This window comes from Streptomyces sp. NPDC088400 (assembly GCF_044753355.1).
In the GTDB taxonomy this organism is placed as follows: Bacteria; Actinomycetota; Actinomycetes; order Streptomycetales; family Streptomycetaceae; genus Streptomyces.
This window is the reverse complement of the sequence record NZ_JBIVMZ010000001.1, coordinates 362262-380059: the sequence shown is the minus strand read 5'-3', so window position 1 is coordinate 380059 and position 17798 is coordinate 362262. Positions and strand designations below refer to the sequence as shown.

Sequence of the window (17798 nt, the reverse complement as noted above, 5' to 3'; positions counted from 1 at the left end):
GGAGGCAAAGAATCAGGCCACCGTTAGTAGATACTCCACAAAGAATCGCGATCGGCCGAGGGGCACTCGGACAGAGAGCTGGCGCACACCGGACAGCTACTGTGCGACGGGACATCGCGGCGTACCGTGGTGTCACATGGGATTTCACGACTTGAGCGAGCCTCGAACCACGCTCTGTGTGGGCAAGCTCACCATTGGGGACGGGTCGAATGAGCGTGTCGGCTATCCCTAAACTCAGCTTGTTCCAAGGAGGGAGCCATCGTGCGCAAGGTGCTCATCGCCAACCGTGGCGAAATCGCTGTCCGCGTTGCCCGTGCCTGCCGGGACGCCGGGATCGGATCCGTAGCCGTCTACGCCGATCCGGACCGGGATGCCCTGCATGTCCGCGCGGCAGACGAGGCGTTCGCCCTGGGCGGTGACACCCCGGCCGCCAGTTATCTGGACATGGCCAAGGTGCTCCAGGCCGCGAAGGACTCCGGGGCGGACGCGGTCCACCCCGGCTACGGCTTCCTGTCGGAGAACGCCGAATTCGCCCAGGCCGTTCTCGACGCGGGCCTGACCTGGATCGGCCCGCCGCCGCAGGCGATCCGCGACCTCGGTGACAAGGTCGCCGCGCGCCACATCGCCCAGCGCGCCGGCGCCCCGCTGGTGGCCGGTACCCCGGACCCGGTCTCCGGCTCCGGGGAGGTCGTGGCGTTCGCCGAGAAGCACGGCCTGCCGATCGCCATCAAGGCCGCCTTCGGCGGCGGCGGCCGCGGCCTGAAGGTCGCCCGTACGCTCGAAGAGGTCCCCGAGCTGTACGACTCCGCCGTGCGCGAGGCGGTCGCCGCCTTCGGCCGCGGCGAGTGCTTCGTCGAGCGCTATCTGGACAAGCCCCGGCACGTGGAGACCCAGTGCCTGGCCGACACCCACGGCAATGTCGTCGTCGTGTCGACACGTGACTGCTCGCTCCAGCGCCGCCACCAGAAGCTGGTCGAGGAGGCGCCCGCGCCGTTCCTGTCCGACGCGCAGAACGCCGAGCTGTACGCGGCGTCCAAGGCGATCCTCAAGGAAGCCGGTTACGTCGGCGCGGGCACCGTCGAGTTCCTCGTCGGCACCGACGGCACGATCTCCTTCCTGGAGGTCAACACCCGTCTCCAGGTGGAGCACCCGGTCACCGAGGAGGTCACCGGCCTCGACCTGGTCCGTGAGATGTTCCGGATCGCGGACGGCGAGGAGCTGGGGTACGACGACCCGGCCGTGCGCGGGCACTCCTTCGAGTTCCGTATCAACGGCGAGGACCCGGGCCGCGGCTTCCTGCCCGCCCCCGGTACGGTCACCACCTTCGCCCCGCCCTCCGGCCCCGGCGTCCGCCTGGACGCGGGCGTCGAGTCCGGCTCGGTGATCGGCCCGGCCTGGGACTCCCTGCTCGCCAAACTGATCGTCACCGGCGCCACCCGCGAGCAGGCGTTGCAGCGCGCGGCGCGTGCGCTGGGCGAGTTCACGGTCGAGGGCATGGCCACGGCCATCACGTTCCACCGCAAGGTCGTCACCGACCCGGCGTTCACGTCCGACCCGTTCACGGTCCACACCCGGTGGATCGAGACGGAGTTCGTCAACGACATCACGGCCTTCGCCGCCCCCGCCGACGCGGACACGGACGACGAGTCGAACCGCGAGACCGTCGTGGTCGAGGTCGGCGGCAAGCGCCTCGAAGTCTCCCTGCCCGTCAGCCTGGGCATGTCGCTGGCCCGCACCGGCCTCGCCGCCGGCGCGAAGCCCAAGCGCCGCGCCGCCAAGAAGTCCGCCTCGGCGGCCTCGGGCGACACCCTGGCCTCGCCGATGCAGGGCACGATCGTCAAGGTCGCGGTCGAGGAGGGCCAGGAGGTCAAGGAGGGCGACCTGGTCGTCGTCCTGGAGGCCATGAAGATGGAACAGCCCCTGAACGCGCACCGCTCGGGCACCGTCAAGGGCCTGGCCGCCGCGGTCGGAGCCTCTGTCACCTCGGGCGCGTCGATCTGCGAGATCAAGGACTGACGTCGGGTTCTGTCACGGGGGCGTAAGCCGACGGCCCGTCTCCGTGACCCGAGCATCACTTCTCCTTTTCGCCCCGCCGGGCCCCGAGTTCGCCCGGCGGGGCACCCCCGAACTCCAGACTTCCACCCGTCTGCGGAAACTTGTTCAGGCATCGTTCCTCGACGTCCGCGTTCTCCGCCGCGTCGAGGTACCGAACCTGCCGTCGTTCCTCCGGGGCGAGATCCCCCAGGAGACGGGACAGCACTTCCGGATGGGTGCCGTAACTCGACGTGCTCACTATGTGTTCCTCCGCAGCAACCTCACAGCACACCGCAAATTATGTTCATTGACCGAGGGACTCGAGCCATCTCCGGGCGGCCGCCCTCTCGTGCTGTGGCGTTCCCGGCCAGCCTGATTTCCAATCCGCGAGCTCGCGAAGGCCGGCGAGGCTCCGGAATCTGTTCACCAGGACAGTGCCGATCGAGGAATCTCCCGCGGTGCCACAGACAATGACGTCTCCACTCGGCGACAGCATGGCGAACTCCGGTGCGCCGAAACCGCTGCCGAGCGCGGCGGCGGAACCCGCGCCCATGATGTCCCAGGATTCGGCCAGCCTGACGCGCGCCCACCACCAGTCGCCCTCGCCTTCATGGACCTCGACGGCGACCAGGAATTCTCGATCCTCGCCGAAAAGACCCCCTTCGCTGGACAGATCGAACCAACCCTTGTTCGCCCTGGTGACGAAATCCGGAGTATCGCTGTCGACGACTGACCTGAGCCATTTCCTGGACGTTGGCGGATATCCCGGAGACAGAGTGGCGAGCGTCGGCGGGATGAGGGGGTCTTCCGGGCTCATCAGCCCCAGGAAGACCAGGCCGCCGGGGGCAAGTCGCCCAGGATGATCCATTGCTTCAACCACGATTCACTTCAAGCGCCGGCGATTGGCGAATCGCCTGCAGGTGGGCCTTCCTCCTGCACGCCGTCCAGCACGAAGCCGGTCACATCTCGTACTGGTCACGCGGGCGCCCCCACGAGGTTTCTCGTGGGGGCGCCCGCGTCCGGCCGCGCGTTGCCGGCAAGGGACCGAAATCCCTTCCCGGGGTTCCAAAAACCTAAGCTCTATCGAGCCAGCGACGCGCCGCGACTCCCTCCACCGGGTGCCCAATTTCGCCAGTTGCCACCCATTCAGCGAACTTGCGAAGAACTTGCGAATTGTGCGGTTCTTTCATTACGAACGCACTGATCGCGGACTCCCAGGTGGTTCCGCAGCAAAGCACTGCCCCATCAAGCGAGAGCATGCGGAATTCGGGACGGCAGTACCCGCTGCCGAGCAATCCTGAAGCACCGTTCCCCATGATGTCCCACGAGTCCTGCAATTCCACGCAGATCCACTGCGAAGGACCATCCTCCTCAGGGGTGAGCGCGACCAGAAACCGACGATCGACCTCAGTGAAAAGGCCTGCTTCGACCGACAGCCGGTACCAGTCCGCGTTCGCCTTCTCGAGCAGCAGCGGGTCCTCGATGTCCACCAGGGATTCGGTGCGGCCGTCCTCAAGAGGACAGCTCGGCGCCTGGCCGGTGACAAGGGGTGGAATGAGCCCACCCAGGTCGCCGCATTCTTCCTGCACCAGGAGACCCGCTACGGCAAGAGATTCCTTCAGTTCCATTTCATCCATCTCGGGCTCATGGTCTCGGTACGTACCGGCCGGGAAGCCTGGCGTAGCCGTACTCGATCACCTTGTTGTAGTTGTGGCCGAGCACGTACCCGATACCCCCGTCCCTTCGCAGGAGCACGCGGGTCAAGGTCGTGGGCGAGGCCACACCGGTGAAGATGGTCGCGTTGTGCCAAGGGCTGCTGGTATTGCCATTCGCGTTGAACCAGTCGCGCCCGTTGCTGTTGACCCGCTGGGTGACCCGACCACTTTCAATGCCGTTCACCGTGTTGTGAACTTCCCTCGGAATCTCCGCCCAGGCGGCCCGTCCAGCATCGATCCGCTTCTGCACCTTGTCCGGGTGGTACGGATCGTCCTCGAATGCCGGTGAGACGGATTCCGCTCCGTCCCCGCAGTTATGGACGAGGACCGGAATGACCCCTGCCAGCACATAGTACGTGTGCAGGTCGGCGACGGTCAGGTTGTACACCGTCGCCCGCTCGGTCCATTCCTGGACCTCCGAGATACGCAGTTCCGTACCGGAGTTGGGCCAGACCGAGTCGCCCGGCTCCAGGTCTCCCGCGTCCACCCACTCGCCGACCGCCGGCACCCAGAACGGGTGGCCCTCGGTGGCGACGACCGCCGACGACGCGCCGTCCTTGGCACCGCCGAACACGGTGACCTTGACCAGACGCTTCTTGCCCTTGCCGATGATCGTGGCCGTGACCGTCTCGGTACGGCTCTTGCCCGTCTTCGGGTCGGTGGCGAGGACCTTGTCACCGACCTTGACCTTGTCGATCGACTTCTTCGTGCCGTCGGCCATCAGCACCTGGGTACCGGGCTTGAAGCTGTTGGACTCGCACGTGCCGGAAACCTGTTGCTGAACGGCGTCCTGCGCCTGGTCCTTCAGCTCGGACTTGACCTCCTCCTTGATCTTCGAGCCACGGTTCTGTGCCGGCTTCTTCGCCTGCGACGGTGTTCGACGTTCCGTGGTGGTCGGCCAGCATGACGGCTCCGACAATCTGCGGCTGTACTCCGGTACGGACACCAAGGGCACGATCTCGGCCCCGCAGTTCCTCTCCACGAACAAGGCATGGGCGGGCGCGCTGCTCACTCACCGCGGCGACTGGACCGAGGACGGTTACGAGGATCTCGTCGCCCGCCGCAACGACGGCAAGCTGTGGCTGTTCCCCAACGACGGTCTGGGTCAGGTCTCGGAGGACACCCGGCAGCCGGTGTACGTCTTCCCGGACGAGGAGACCGGTGCCGTCACCGACACCGCGGCCATCAAACAGATCGTGTCGGTCGGGGACCTGACGCCCGACGCCGAGCAGTACAACCCGGACTTCGTCGCGGTCATCGGCGACCAGCTCTGGTTCCTGCCCGGATACACGGGCGGTGCCGTCGAGTCCGGCTACCCGATCGGCAACGCCGGCTGGGGTGCCATGACTCTGGTCTCCCCGGGCGACGTGAACGGAGACGGGCTGACCGACCTCATGGCCCGTCACACCAACGGCACGCTGTACGTCTACCACGGCATGGCCCTGGACGCGGACGGTGACGGAGTGGCGGACGGCGGAACCGATCCCGCCTCCTTCGGTGCCCCCGCCAACCGTACGACCCACGCCACCGGCTGGACCCCGGCGGCGCGTCCACTGATCACGGCTCCGGGTGATGTCGACGGCGACGGCATCACGGATCTGTGGACGACCACCGCGAACACCACGGCCGGCCTGGAGTTCCTGCCCGGCCGCAAGGACGGCGTCGGCACGCCGACCGTCGTGGGCACGGGAGGCTGGCAAGCCATCAAGGCCATCGCCTGACATCGACCACTGGTGCTGTGACCGGGAAGGTTCACCGGCTCGCGACGGCCGGCACGGCATCTCGCCGTGTTGTCGGAGTCGCGCGAGTACGTCCGGTACGAGCGCGATCCTCCGCCTTGCGAGCTACCGCACCGGCCGCCGCGAGCCCACGGCAAACCTTCCCGGCCACAGCACCAGGCCCGGGTCACCGAGTACTTCGGCGGCCCGGGCCCGGTGGCGCGTGATGGCATCCTTGACGCAACGGATGGAGACAGGAAGGACTGCGCGATGGCGAGCAGTACGGCACAGGCGCCACGCCGGCCCATGCGAGCCGACGCGCGCCGCAACTACGAGCGGCTGCTCACCGAAGCCCGCAACAACTTCGCCGAATACGGCGCGGACGCCTCGCTGGAGGATGTCGCACGCCGGGCCGGCGTAGGGATCGGCACGCTCTACCGCCACTTCCCCAACCGGCACGCCTTACTGAGCGCGGTCTTCCAAGAAGCGCTCGCCTCCCTGCTGGAGCGCTCGCGGGAACTCACCGAGTCCGACCGGCCCTGCGGCGCACTGGTGGAATGGCTGCGCGCCCTCATCACCCATGCGGGTGAGTACCGCGGACTCTCACGAGCTCTCATGTCGGCTTCGCACGACGCGAGTTCGGCCCTCACTCAGTGCCACGTGCCGCTGCGCGACGCGGGCGAGCGGCTCCTCGTACGGGCACAGAGAGCCGGTCACGTACGGTCCGAAGTCTCCATCGACGACCTGATGCAGCTCACGAACGCGATCGCCCTGGCCGCTGAACAGTCCCCGGACGACCCGGAGCTGGCGGACCGGCTCCTGAAGCTGACCTTGACGGGCCTAACCGAAACCCCCGAGTGACCACTACGGCGCCCTCGCCCCCGTCCGACCACCGGCGGGCGCCTGGTCTCGTTGACCCCGCGCTCGCCCCCGTCCAGGTCGGCGAGGGCAACGGGCGGGAGGGGGCCGGGGCCGCAGGAGGTGACGTGTCCGGACGTAAAGCGTGATTTGTGGCGCACACCGACCCGCACCCAAAAACCAACCCGCACGCGCCGTAAATCATGCAGTCCGGACATGCACCTCCGAAGGCCCCGGCACCCGCACCCCCACCGGGCCCACCCGCACCACGACCCCTCGCCGGGAGGCGACTCGCACCGTCAGCGGCGGCGCAGATCCGCCACCCTCGCCCGCTCCCCCGGCTCCGTCGCCCCCAACGGCGCGGCCGTGCTGCGCAACTGAGGCGCGGGCCCGCCCCCCGGCCCTCCCGAGTGCGTACGCCGTTGTCCGGGCAGCGGCACGTCCCGGCGAGGCTGGCGCCCCGGCTGGACCGCCTCGCCGCCGGGCCCACCGGCCCCGGACCCTGACGCCGTCGCCCCCGTGCCCGCCACCGCGATCTGCACACCCTGGTCGGCGAGGGCCTGAAGCTCCGTTCCGGCACGGTCGTCGTGCGCGGGCGGCTCGTCGGTCACCAGCCGGCTGATCAGATCCGTCGGCACCGTCTGGAACATCGTGTCGGTACCGAGCTTGGTGTGGTCGGCGAGCACCACGACTTCCGCCGCGGCCTGCACCAGCGCCCGGTCGACGCTCGCCGAGAGCATGTTGGACGTGGAGAGGCCGCGCTCGGCCGTCAGCCCGCTCCCGGAGAGGAACGCGCGGGTGACCCGCAGTCCCTGGAGGGACTGCTCGGCCCCGCTGCCGACCAGCGCGTAGTTCGAGCCACGCAGGGTGCCGCCCGTCATGACGACTTCGACGCGGTTGGCGTGGGCCAACGCCTGGGCGACCAGGAGGGAGTTGGTGACGACGGTCAGGCCGGGGATCCGCGCGAGCCGGCGGGCCAGCTCCTGCGTGGTCGTACCGGCACCGACGACCACGGCCTCGCCCTCTTCGACGAAGCTCGCGGCGAGGTCGGCGATGGCCGTCTTCTCCGCCGTTGCGAGATGGGACTTTTGCGGAAAGCCGGATTCTCGCGTGAATCCGCCCGGCAATACCGCACCGCCGTGCCGGCGGTCGAGGAGTCCTTCGGCCTCGAGCGCCCGCACGTCCCGCCGGACGGTCACTTCGGAGGTCTGGACGACGCGGGCGAGCTCACGGAGCGACACAGCCCCGTTGGCACGCACCATTTCGAGGATCAATTGGCGACGTTCTGCAGCGAACACGAAACTGACAGTAACGCCAACGACCATCCACTTTCAGCAGTTTGCGCCGAAAAAGAGAAGTTGTACACAGGCGAGCACGCACAGTGGTATAAGGGGCGCCCTGGTGCTACACATCAACTCCCGACGCGGAGCGAAGGACCGCCTGAACGCCCCAGAAGCACCAAGAGCACCGGGCGCCCCGGGGGCGTCAGTTCTCGTCCGACGTCTTACGCGTGTGCAACTGCCGCGCCACCTCGGCGATCGAGCCCGACAGCGACGGGTACACGGTGAAGGCGTTCGCGATCTGTTCCACCGTCAGGTTGTTGTCGACCGCCAGCGCGATGGGGTGGATCAGCTCACTCGCACGCGGCGCGACGACCACACCGCCGACCACGATGCCCGTACCCGGCCGGGCGAAGATCTTGACGAAGCCGTCCCTGATGCCCTGCATCTTGGCGCGCGGGTTGCGCAGGAGCGGCAGTTTGACGACGCGGGCATCGATCTTGCCGCCGTCGACGTCCGCCTGGCTGAACCCGACGGTGGCGATCTCCGGGTCGGTGAAGACGTTCGACGAGACGGTCTTGAGGTTGAGCGGGGCCACCGCGTCACCCAGGAAGTGGTACATCGCGATCCGGCCCTGCATGGCCGCGACCGAGGCGAGCGCGAAGATCCCGGTGACGTCGCCGGCCGCGTAGACACCGGGCGCGGAGGTACGGGACACCCGGTCGGTCTTGATGTGACCCGAGTCCTTGACGAAGACACCGGCCTCCTCCAGACCCATGCCCGCGGTGTTCGGGATCGCGCCGACCGCCACCAGACAGTGCGTACCGGAAATGGTCCGGCCGTCGGAGAGGGTCACCTCCACCCGGTCGTCCACGCGCTTGACGGCCTCGGCACGCGAACGGGACATCACGTTCATGCCCCGGCGCCGGAAGACGTCTTCCAGTACGCCGGCGGCGTCCGGGTCCTCACCGGGCAGCACCCGGTCCCGGGACGAGACGAGCGTGACCCGCGAACCCAGCGCCTGGTAGGCACCGGCGAACTCGGCGCCGGTGACACCGGAACCGACCACGATCAGCTCCTCGGGGAGCTCGTCGAGGTCGTACACCTGCGTCCAGTTGAGGATGCGCTCGCCGTCCGGCCGCGCGTCCGGGATCTCGCGGGGGTGGGCGCCGGTGGCGACCAGCACGGCGTCGGCGGTCAGCGACTCCTCGCTGCCGTCCGCCGCGGTCACGATCACCTTGCGCGAGCCGTCCATGGCCTGCCGGCCGTCGAGCCGGCCACGGCCGCGCATGACGCGGGCGCCGGCCCGGGTGACGGAGGCGGTGATGTCGTGGGACTGGGCGAGGGCGAGCCGCTTCACACGCCGGTTGACCTTGCCGAGGTCGACCCCGACGACGCGCGCGCTCTGCTCGTCCGGCGGGGTGTCGTCGGCGACGATGATGCCCAGTTCCTCGTACGAGGAGTCGAAGGTCGTCATCACCTCGGCCGTCGCGATGAGGGTCTTCGACGGTACGCAGTCGGTGAGCACCGACGCACCGCCGAGGCCGTCGCAGTCGACGACGGTCACCTCCGCGCCGAGCTGGGCGCCCACCAGGGCCGCCTCGTAGCCGCCGGGGCCACCGCCGATGATCACGATCCGGGTCACGAAAAAGTCCGCCTCGGGTTGTCATCCCGGCCCGTCTGCCACCCCGGCCGGGGTTCCGGGGGAGCCCCCCGGGGGATGCAGTACGTACCCCATTGTCCCGCACGCTTCAAGTAGCTTCCCCCCGGGGTGCCTGCGGCCCCTTTTTTTGAGGGCTCGGTTCGCCTCCGGGGCGCTCTGTGCCGACGTCGACGGTCGACCGTGCTCGATTCGCTCGTTCCTCACGAACCTCCGCGCGCTCTCTCTTTCGACGTCGACGCGCCCCTTCGGCTCACTCGCCGGCGGACGTGCGCAACCCGGCCGTCAGGTCACCGCGAGGGCCGCCGCCGCGAGGGAGACCGCACAGGCCCCGAGGAACGGGAGGCGGGCACGGTCGACCGTCGGCAGGGGCATAGAGCGCCCCGGCGGCGAACCGAGCCCACAAAAAAAGCGACCCCTCAAAAAACAACCCACGTCCGCACCTCCCGTACCCTCGACCCCATGTCGCTCTACGCCGCGTACGCCGGCAACCTCGACGCGCGGCTGATGTCCCGCCGCGCACCGCACTCACCGCTGCGCGGTACCGGCTGGCTCAACGGCTGGCGGCTCACCTTCGGCGGCGAGCAGATGGGCTGGGAGGGAGCGCTGGTCACGATCGTGGAGGCACCGCGTTCCCAGGTGTTCGTCGCGCTGTACGACATCGCCCCGATGGACGAGGACTCCATGGACCGCTGGGAGGGCGTGGGCCTCGACATCTACCGCCGGATGCGCGTCCGGGTGCACACCCTGGACGGCGAGGAGCCGACCTGGCTCTACGTCCTGAACGGTTACGAGGGCGGCCTGCCGTCGGCGCGCTACCTGGGCGAACTGGCCGACGCCGCGGAATCGGCCGGCGCCCCCCACGACTACGTGATGGAACTGCGCAAACGCCCCTGCTGACGGGGCGGGCGCGGCGCGGACGGCACGGCGGGCCCAGGGCGGGCAGCGCGGCTGGCCCAGGGCGCGTACAGGAGCACACACCAGGGCTTTCCGCCAGAAACGACCACACAACGATCTCAAGAGCGTGCCGCATACATCTACGCGCGTAGGGAATGACCGGCTACCCTCATCCGCGTGAACGCATCTGTTACCCCGGCCAACGCCGGCGGACCCGCCGACCCCTTCGCCGACGCCGAAGCCGCCGCCGCGCGCCTGCGCGAGCTCACCGGCGCCGAGACCCACGACGTCGCCCTTGTGATGGGCTCCGGCTGGGCTCCGGCCGTCGATGCGCTCGGAGCGCCCGAGGCCGAGTTCCCCGTGACCGAGCTGCCGGGATTCCCGCCACCCGCGGTGGCGGGGCACGGCGGCAGGATCCGCTCGTACAAGATCGCCGAGAAGCGCGCGCTGGTCTTCCTCGGCCGTACGCACTACTACGAGGGCCGGGGCGTCGCCTCCGTCGCGCACGGCGTCCGTACCGCCGTCGCCGCAGGCTGCAAGACCATCGTCCTGACGAACGGCTGCGGCGGACTGCGCGAGGGCATGCGCCCCGGGCAACCCGTACTGATCAGCGACCACATCAACCTGACGGCGGTCTCCCCGATCGTCGGCGCGAACTTCGTGGACCTGACGGACCTCTACTCCCCCCGGCTGCGCACGCTCTGCAAGGAGATCGACCCGGCCCTCGAAGAGGGCGTGTACGTCCAGTTCCCCGGCCCGCACTACGAGACCCCGGCCGAGATCAACATGGTCCGGGTGATGGGCGGCGACCTCGTCGGCATGTCCACCGTCCTGGAGGCCATCGCGGCCCGCGAGGCGGGCGCCGAGGTCCTCGGTATCTCGCTGGTCACCAACCTGGCCGCGGGACTGTCGGGCGAGCCGCTCAACCACGAAGAGGTGCTCCAGGCGGGCCGCGACTCGGCGACGCAGATGGGCGCGCTGCTGGCACGGGTGCTTGAGCGCGTCTGACGCCTCGGGCGCACCCTGATCCTCAGAGACGTCTCAGGGGGCATTTCAGGGGCATCTCAGGGGCGTCCGATGCTCGCACGCGTCCGATCCCTGGGCACGTTATAGAGGCGGGAACGAAACTCGGCCGGGACAACCACCGGCCTCGGCAGGAACCACGGCGGAGCACGACCACCTCCGCCAGAGCGGCGCCGGCTGCGGCGCAAGGAGGTACTCCCACCGTGCAGCAGGACCTGACGCGACAGGACGCGACGCAGGACACTCCCCAGGCGCAGGACACCCCCGGGGAGCGGGACAGTACCCAGGACGCGTCACGGCAGGACCTCGTCGCTCGGGCCGCGGCCTGGCTGGCCGAGGACCCGGACAGCGAGACCCGCGAGGAACTCGCCGGGATCATCGACGCCGGTGATCTCGACGCACTCGCCGAACGGTTCGCGGGCACGCTCCAGTTCGGTACCGCCGGGCTGCGCGGGGAGCTGGGCGCCGGGCCCATGCGGATGAACCGCGCGGTGGTCATCCGGGCCGCGGCCGGCCTCGCCGCGTATCTCAAGAAGCAGGGCGACGACGGCCCGGAACTCGCGTCATCCGGAACGCCCCTGGTCGTCGTCGGCTACGACGCCCGCTACAAGTCCGCGGACTTCGCCCGGGACACCGCGGCCGTGATGACCGGCGCGGGCCTGCGCGCCGCCGTACTGCCCCGGCCGCTGCCCACCCCCGTCCTGGCCTTCGCCGTACGGCACCTGGGCGCCGTCGCCGGGGTAGAGGTCACGGCCAGCCACAACCCGCCCCGGGACAACGGCTACAAGGTCTATCTCGGCGACGGCTCCCAGATCGTGCCGCCCGCCGACGGCGAGATCGCGGCCGAGATCGACGCGATCGGCGCGCTGGCCTCCGTCCCGCGTCCCGACGACGGCTGGGAGACCCTGGGGGACGAGGTCCTGGAGGCGTATCTGGACCGTACGGGCGCCGCCCTGACCCCGGGCACGCCGCGCACCGCGCGGACCGTCCACACGGCGCTGCACGGCGTCGGTACGGAAACGCTCCTCGCGGCCTTCGCGCGGGCCGGCTTCCCCGCGCCCGTACCGGTGCCGGAGCAGGCCGAGCCCGATCCGGCGTTCCCGACGGTCGCGTTCCCGAACCCGGAGGAGCCGGGCGCGATGGACCTGGCCTTCGCCACGGCCCGCCGCGTCCGGCCCGACCTGATCATCGCCAACGACCCGGACGCGGACCGCTGCGCGGTGGCCGTCCCGGACGATTCGGCCGAGGCGGGCTGGCGCATGCTCCGCGGCGACGAGGTCGGCGCGCTGCTCGCCGCGCACCTCGTCCGCAAGGGCGCGACGGGCACGTTCGCCGAGTCGATCGTCTCGTCCTCGCTGCTCGGCCGGATCGCCGCGGCGGCGGGGCTCGGTTACGAGGAGACGCTGACCGGCTTCAAGTGGATCGCGCGTGTCGAGGGCCTGCGGTACGGATACGAGGAGGCGCTGGGCTACTGCGTCGACCCCGACGGCGTACGGGACAAGGACGGCATCACGGCCGCGCTGCTGGTCGCCGAACTGGCCTCGGAGCTGAAGGCCGAAGGCCGTACGCTCTCCGACCTCCTGGACGACCTCGCCGTAGCCCACGGCCTGCACGCCACGGACCAGCTCTCGGTCCGCGTCAAGGACCTGTCCCTGATCGCGGACGCGATGCACCGCCTGCGCGAACAGCCCCCCACCACCCTGGCCGGCCTGACCGTCACCTCGGCCGAGGACCTGACCCGAGGCACAGCCACCCTCCCGCCCACGGACGGCCTCCGCTACCGCCTGGACGGCACCTACAAGGCCCGCGTCATCGTCCGCCCCAGCGGCACGGAACCCAAGCTGAAGTGCTACCTGGAGGTCGTGATCCCGGTCGCCGACGCAACGGACCTGACGTCGGCGCGGGCGACCGGCACACAGGTCCTGGAGTCACTGAAGCGGGACTTGTCGGAGGCGGCGGGGATCTGAACACCGATCCCCCGGGTCAGAGTTCGGTTCCTTCGGGGATGAGGTGGTCGTACTGGCCGGCCTTGACGGCCAGTACGTGCGCCAGCATCTCCTTGTCGGTGAACCGGAGAGCGCCGTCGAGGTCGCGGCGCTTGGTGTCACCGAAGGCGACGCCGCCCTCGATGGGCATGATCTGGACGCAATCACTGCCTGAGCCATTGCTGAACGAGGACTTCTCCCACTCGCCGTCGAGTGAGGCCGCGTAGAGGGCGTCCTTCTGGTCGCTCATGTGAGTCCCTTTTCGATGTCCTCGATGCACCGGACGGTCGCTTCTTCGTCCAGCGCACAGCTGGCCAGGTCGGTGAACTTCCGGCGAGCGATCCGAACTTCCACGGGATCGTCCTGGAGAGTATCCCCTCGTACCCGTTCCAGAGATACGACGCTGCGGTTGTCGGAACCGGGGAAGTCAAGGATGGTGAACGGCGCACCTGTTGTGCTTGCGGCTCCCGACATGAACGGGATGACTCGCAATGTGACGTTCGGGCGGCCGGCCCATGCCCTCAAGTGCCGGAGTTGCGCGCCCATGACCACCGGCCCACCCACAACCGAACGAAGAGCCGACTCCAGGCAGAGAGCTTCCATGGTGAGCGGGTTGCGGCGCGTGAGGACCTCCTGTCGCCTCAACCGGACCTCGACAAAGGCTTCGCGGCGTTCCGCGCTCTCCTGTTTCTGGCCGAACGCGGCCAGTGCTTCGACATACTCACGTGTCTGGAGCAGCCCCGGCACATAGGTCCCGGAGTGGACCGACATGCGGTGTGCGGCATCTTCGAGAGAGAAGTAGCGATAGGAATCGCCGCTGAACACAGCCTGAACCTCTGGCCGTTCGTACCAAGCGCGACCGTACGACCTGCCCTGCTCGATCGTCGCGACGATCCCGGCACGTTCCTCGGGAGTCACCTTCAAGAGCTTGAGCAGCTTGGGGAGTTGTTCATCCGTGGGGAACGCTCTGCCACGCTCTATCTTGCCGACGGTGTACCGCGAGACACCGAGCGCCTGCCCTACCGCCTCCTGCTGGAGACCAGCCTCCACGCGGAGACGCTGAAGTTCCTCGCCCACGCGGCGCATGGCGAAGATCGCGTTCGCATTGACGCTTACAGCCACGAGTCCCCTTCCAGTGGCGTGCTCCCGACGCCGTCAGAGTATCGGCCAGTTGACCACCCTATGACTCTCCGAGTTGACACCTGCACGCTGGGTTGCACAGGGCGGGTCACGTGACCCAAACTGGGCGCGCACGCTGCGAACGCACGTATCCGCAGCGGGCTGCCTCTACATCCGCGCGCCCGAAAGGTGTGGGTAATGGATCAGCGTGGTTACGTCCTGGCGGTAGAGCGCTACCCCTGCACGGCAGTTGCCGTCCCCGAGGCCCGCGCCATAGCGGCCCGTGCCTACGCGCCGCACCCCTGGGTGGACCACGACATGGTCAAGTTGCTGGTCAGCGAGACCGCGACCAACGCCGTACTGCACGCGGGCGGAGGCTGGTTCGATCTGATTTGCCATTCGCCCGTGGGCAGTTCGATCCAGATCGAGCTGCACGACCGGTCCAAGTCCGAGCCGACGCGCCGCGTGGCCACCGCGTGGGACAGCCACGGCAGAGGCCTTGAACTGCTCGACGTCCTCGCCCCCGGATGGTTCGTCGTGACCACGCCGACCGGGAAGAGCCTGATCTTCACCCTGGAGGCCACCGCATGCCCGCCCGATCCGACGGCTCCGCCGCCGCGCTCGTCCCGGCCGACCGCCCCCTGACCCGCGACGACCCTGCTTACCTGCGCTTACTCAAGCTGGTGTTGGTGGGCCTGGGTGGCGCCGTCCCTCTGGAGGCCGATGACGACACGACCAACGAGGTATCCCCCAACACGCCTAAGCAGCAGAGGAGTTGAGGGACAGAGCGCCCTCAACCCCACCGTGCCGCAGGCGACGCACCGGCGGGAGGGGGGCGGGGTCGTAGGAGGTGCGTGTCCGGAACGTAAAGCGTGATTTGTGGCGCACACCGGGCCGCACCCGAAGAACAAGGCCGCACGCGCCGTAAATCATGCAGTGCAGGACACGTACCTCCGGAGGCCCCGGCCCCCGCACCCACAACGCAACGCACCGCACCGCACCGCACCGCACCGCACCGCACCAGCAGGCCAGCAGGACCACCGGGCAAGGTTCACCCGGTCGCGGTCCTACTCCAGTACTTCGGTCGCCCACCCCAAGACCTCCGCAGCACCTCGGCGTACATCTGCGTCGGGGTCCTGAGCGAGCCGACCGCAGACCGCTGCGATGTCCGGCAAGGCGTCCGGACCCACGAGCGCGTCACGCACCCCGGTCTGCATCCAGTCGCCATGGTCGTCATCGGCCTCTGCGACCGCGAGAGCGATGAGCCTTACGGCGGCTGTCGTCCCCACTCGGACCAGGGCCTCTGCGGTCCGTCGGGTCACAGCCGTGTCCGCGACGTCCAGCAGCAGACCCGCCAACGCTTCCGCAGCCACAGGAACATCAGCGAAGGGAGCAAGGTCGCGCCCGGCGCGAACTCGCTTCGCCCACGAAGGAGACACAGCTTCGTCCAAAGCCGCCTGCAACCCGCGCATCACGTCCGACACGGCCAGAGAGTCTCATGCCTCAGCGAGAAGAGCCGGGCACGGTTGTGCACGCTCCCGCCCTGGCCCCCGCCCTGGACCAGCGCGCTCACCCCGTCAGCAGCAGCACCAGCAGGACCACCAGGCCCGCGACGGCGGGCGCGATGATCCCGTACGCCCAGCGCACCGTCGGTTCGCCCTGGGCGGTGGGGCGTGCGGCGGAGCGCTCGGCCAGTTCGCGCAGTTCGGCGACCGTACGGTCCGCCAGGGCCAGTTGGGCCTCGTCCGCGCCCGCCCCGGCACCCTGCGAAGCCCTGCCGCGCGGGATGCCGACGGTGCCGATGCCCATCGGGTCACCGTGCACCAGACGCGCCTGTCGGCGGTTGGCGCGCTTGCGCTGGCGCAAGGAAACGGGGACGGCCCACATCTGGAACTTCCCGGCGTTCTCGGTGAACACCTCGCACGAGAAAGTGGCCCGCACATCCGTGACGCTCGCCCAGGGAAGGCTGATCGTCCGGAACGGGTTCCTGATCCGCAGCCTGTCCTGACCGGCATAGACCGCCGGGCGCAGGCTGAACGCGATGATGAGCGGCACGACGAACAGCAGCCCGGCGAGCGCCAGCCAGGGCGCGCGGCCCGTCCCCCGGAAGAGCGCGTCGCCGCCCAGCCAGCCGACGATCACGAGCAGCAGCACACCGCCGAGGATCCCGCCGGCCGACCGGTAGACGCGATCGGCGTAGGTCGCGGGCGCCCCACCCGGCGCTGATGCCTCACCCGGCGCGGGCACCCCACCCGACGCTGATGCCCCACCGGGCGCGGGCACCCCACCCGGCGCAGGCATCTCATCCGGCGCCGACGCCGCATCCGTCGCAGGCGCCCCGCCCGGCTCCGGCGCCCCGCCCCGCGTCGGCGCATCCGGCGTCGGTGTCACATCCGTCGTCGGCTCGGAGGGCTGCTCGGGGCTCGGGGTCGTCATACAACCGATTCTGCCGCACCCGTCCGGCCGACCTCCCGCCGGTCACCGCCCACGAACGGCCCGGCCGCACAACCCGCACCCCCTGTACAGGCCGCTACGCGCGTAGATATGCTCCTCTGGTGACCATGCCCACCATCACCCCCGCATTCGCCGACGTGACCGCGTCCGACAGCGCACTGCGCCGCTTCCTCCACGGGCTGCCCGGCGTCGACACCGTCGGCCTGGAGGCGCGTGCCGCGTCGCTCGGGACGCGCTCGATCAAGACCACGGCCAAGGCGTACGCCATCGACCTGGCCATTTCCATGATCGACCTGACGACACTCGAAGGCGCGGACACCCCGGGCAAGGTCCGGGCGCTCGCCGCCAAGGCCCTCCGGCCCGACCCGACCGACCGTACGACTCCCGCCACCGCGGCCGTCTGCGTCTATCCGGACATGGCGGAGACAGCGGTGGCCGCGCTCGCCGGCTCGGACGTGAAGGTCGCCTCCGTCGCCACCGCCTTCCCCGCCGGCCGCGCCTCGCTGGGCGTGAAGCTCGCGGACACCCGCGACGCCGTGGCCGCCGGCGCCGACGAGATCGACATGGTCATCGATCGCGGCGCGTTCCTCGCGGGGCGCTATCTGAAGGTGTACGAGGAGATCCGCGCCGTGAAGGAGGCCGCGGGGGCCGCCCGCCTCAAGGTCATCTTCGAGACCGGCGAGCTCTCCACGTACGACAACATCCGCCGCGCCTCCTGGCTCGGCATGATCGCCGGGGCGGACTTCATCAAGACGTCGACCGGCAAGGTCGGGGTCAACGCCACTCCGGCCAACACCCTGCTGCTACTGGAGGCCGTACGCGACTTCCGCGCACAGACAGGGGTGCAGGTCGGCGTGAAGCCGGCCGGCGGCATCCGTTCCACCAAGGACGCGATCAAGTTCCTGGTGCTGGTCAACGAGACCGCCGGCGCGGACTGGCTGGACAACCACTGGTTCCGCTTCGGCGCTTCCAGTCTGCTGAACGACCTGCTGATGCAGCGTCAGAAGCTCAGCACCGGCCGGTACTCCGGCCCCGATTACGTCACGGTGGACTGA

18 protein-coding genes are annotated in these 17798 nt (G+C 69.3%); 8 read left to right on the top strand and 10 right to left on the bottom strand.

Features of this window, described 5'->3' with window-relative positions; all coding sequences use genetic code 11:
* Positions 1–261 precede the first annotated feature (261 nt).
* Positions 262–2016, top strand: a complete 1755-nt coding sequence (locus ACIQD6_RS01815; RefSeq protein WP_401877010.1) for an acetyl/propionyl/methylcrotonyl-CoA carboxylase subunit alpha — start codon at positions 262–264, stop codon at positions 2014–2016.
* A 55-nt stretch (positions 2017–2071) separates the two neighbouring features.
* Here the strand turns inward: ACIQD6_RS01815 and ACIQD6_RS01810 are convergent, their stop codons facing one another.
* The 4 genes from ACIQD6_RS01810 to ACIQD6_RS01795 form a co-directional block, all read right to left on the bottom strand.
* Positions 2072–2293, bottom strand: a complete 222-nt coding sequence (locus tag ACIQD6_RS01810) for a hypothetical protein (protein WP_401877008.1) — start codon at positions 2291–2293, stop codon at positions 2072–2074.
* A 45-nt stretch (positions 2294–2338) separates the two neighbouring features.
* Positions 2339–2914, bottom strand: a complete 576-nt coding sequence (locus tag ACIQD6_RS01805; protein WP_401877007.1) for a hypothetical protein — start codon at positions 2912–2914, stop codon at positions 2339–2341.
* 193 nt (positions 2915–3107) lie between these two features.
* Positions 3108–3671 carry a hypothetical protein gene (locus tag ACIQD6_RS01800; RefSeq protein WP_401877005.1) on the bottom strand — a complete coding sequence of 188 codons (564 nt, stop codon included), beginning with the start codon at positions 3669–3671 and terminating at the stop codon, positions 3108–3110.
* 7 nt (positions 3672–3678) lie between these two features.
* Positions 3679–4668: a polymorphic toxin-type HINT domain-containing protein gene (locus ACIQD6_RS01795; protein ID WP_401877004.1), complete on the bottom strand. Its 990-nt coding sequence runs from the start codon at positions 4666–4668 to the stop codon at positions 3679–3681.
* Here ACIQD6_RS01795 and ACIQD6_RS01790 point away from each other — a divergent pair.
* Positions 4637–5470: an FG-GAP repeat domain-containing protein gene (locus tag ACIQD6_RS01790; protein WP_401877002.1), complete on the top strand. Its 834-nt coding sequence runs from the start codon at positions 4637–4639 to the stop codon at positions 5468–5470. The two genes, ACIQD6_RS01795 and ACIQD6_RS01790, sit on opposite strands and share 32 nt — an antisense overlap.
* A 267-nt stretch (positions 5471–5737) precedes the next feature.
* Positions 5738–6328, top strand: a complete 591-nt coding sequence (locus ACIQD6_RS01785) for a TetR/AcrR family transcriptional regulator (RefSeq protein WP_401877001.1) — start codon at positions 5738–5740, stop codon at positions 6326–6328.
* 296 nt (positions 6329–6624) lie between these two features.
* On the opposite strand, the gene ACIQD6_RS01780 is transcribed toward ACIQD6_RS01785, so the two are convergent.
* Positions 6625–7623, bottom strand: a complete 999-nt coding sequence (locus ACIQD6_RS01780) for a DeoR/GlpR family DNA-binding transcription regulator (protein WP_401876999.1) — start codon at positions 7621–7623, stop codon at positions 6625–6627.
* A gap of 187 nt (positions 7624–7810) precedes the next feature.
* Positions 7811–9250, bottom strand: a complete 1440-nt coding sequence (locus tag ACIQD6_RS01775; protein ID WP_401876997.1) for an NAD(P)H-quinone dehydrogenase — start codon at positions 9248–9250, stop codon at positions 7811–7813.
* A gap of 477 nt (positions 9251–9727) precedes the next feature.
* Between ACIQD6_RS01775 and ACIQD6_RS01770 the strand changes: the two genes are divergently transcribed.
* The 3 genes from ACIQD6_RS01770 (at position 9728) to ACIQD6_RS01760 (ending at position 13152) form a co-directional block, all read left to right on the top strand.
* A complete protein-coding gene (locus ACIQD6_RS01770; protein WP_114621718.1) occupies positions 9728–10165 on the top strand; it encodes a gamma-glutamylcyclotransferase in 438 nt (145 codons plus the stop codon).
* A 174-nt stretch (positions 10166–10339) separates the two neighbouring features.
* Entirely contained in the window at positions 10340–11170 is an 831-nt protein-coding gene (locus ACIQD6_RS01765; protein WP_401876995.1) for a purine-nucleoside phosphorylase, read from the top strand.
* A gap of 344 nt (positions 11171–11514) precedes the next feature.
* The gene (locus tag ACIQD6_RS01760; RefSeq protein ID WP_401878049.1) at positions 11515–13152 is read left to right on the top strand and encodes a phospho-sugar mutase; all 1638 of its coding nucleotides are present in this window, start codon (positions 11515–11517) and stop codon (positions 13150–13152) included.
* 16 nt (positions 13153–13168) lie between these two features.
* On the opposite strand, the gene ACIQD6_RS01755 is transcribed toward ACIQD6_RS01760, so the two are convergent.
* Both ACIQD6_RS01755 and ACIQD6_RS01750 read right to left on the bottom strand, forming a co-directional pair.
* A complete protein-coding gene (locus tag ACIQD6_RS01755; protein WP_401876993.1) occupies positions 13169–13420 on the bottom strand; it encodes a DUF397 domain-containing protein in 252 nt (83 codons plus the stop codon).
* Positions 13417–14292, bottom strand: a complete 876-nt coding sequence (locus ACIQD6_RS01750; RefSeq protein WP_401876992.1) for a Scr1 family TA system antitoxin-like transcriptional regulator — start codon at positions 14290–14292, stop codon at positions 13417–13419. The genes ACIQD6_RS01755 and ACIQD6_RS01750 overlap by 4 nt, the downstream gene beginning before the upstream one ends.
* Positions 14293–14487: 195 nt before the next feature.
* Here ACIQD6_RS01750 and ACIQD6_RS01745 point away from each other — a divergent pair, with 195 nt between their 5' ends.
* Positions 14488–14934, top strand: coding sequence for an ATP-binding protein (locus tag ACIQD6_RS01745; protein ID WP_401876990.1), 447 nt, complete (start codon positions 14488–14490; stop codon positions 14932–14934).
* A 422-nt stretch (positions 14935–15356) separates the two neighbouring features.
* Here ACIQD6_RS01745 and ACIQD6_RS01740 read toward each other — a convergent pair whose 3' ends face one another.
* Positions 15357–15662 carry a hypothetical protein gene (locus ACIQD6_RS01740; protein ID WP_401876989.1) on the bottom strand — a complete coding sequence of 102 codons (306 nt, stop codon included), beginning with the start codon at positions 15660–15662 and terminating at the stop codon, positions 15357–15359.
* 196 nt (positions 15663–15858) lie between these two features.
* Positions 15859–16536, bottom strand: coding sequence for a PH domain-containing protein (locus ACIQD6_RS01735; RefSeq protein WP_401876987.1), 678 nt, complete (start codon positions 16534–16536; stop codon positions 15859–15861).
* 314 nt (positions 16537–16850) lie between these two features.
* On the opposite strand from ACIQD6_RS01735, the gene deoC reads away from it, so the two are divergent.
* Positions 16851–17798, top strand: a complete 948-nt coding sequence (gene deoC, locus ACIQD6_RS01730) for a deoxyribose-phosphate aldolase (RefSeq protein ID WP_401878047.1) — start codon at positions 16851–16853, stop codon at positions 17796–17798.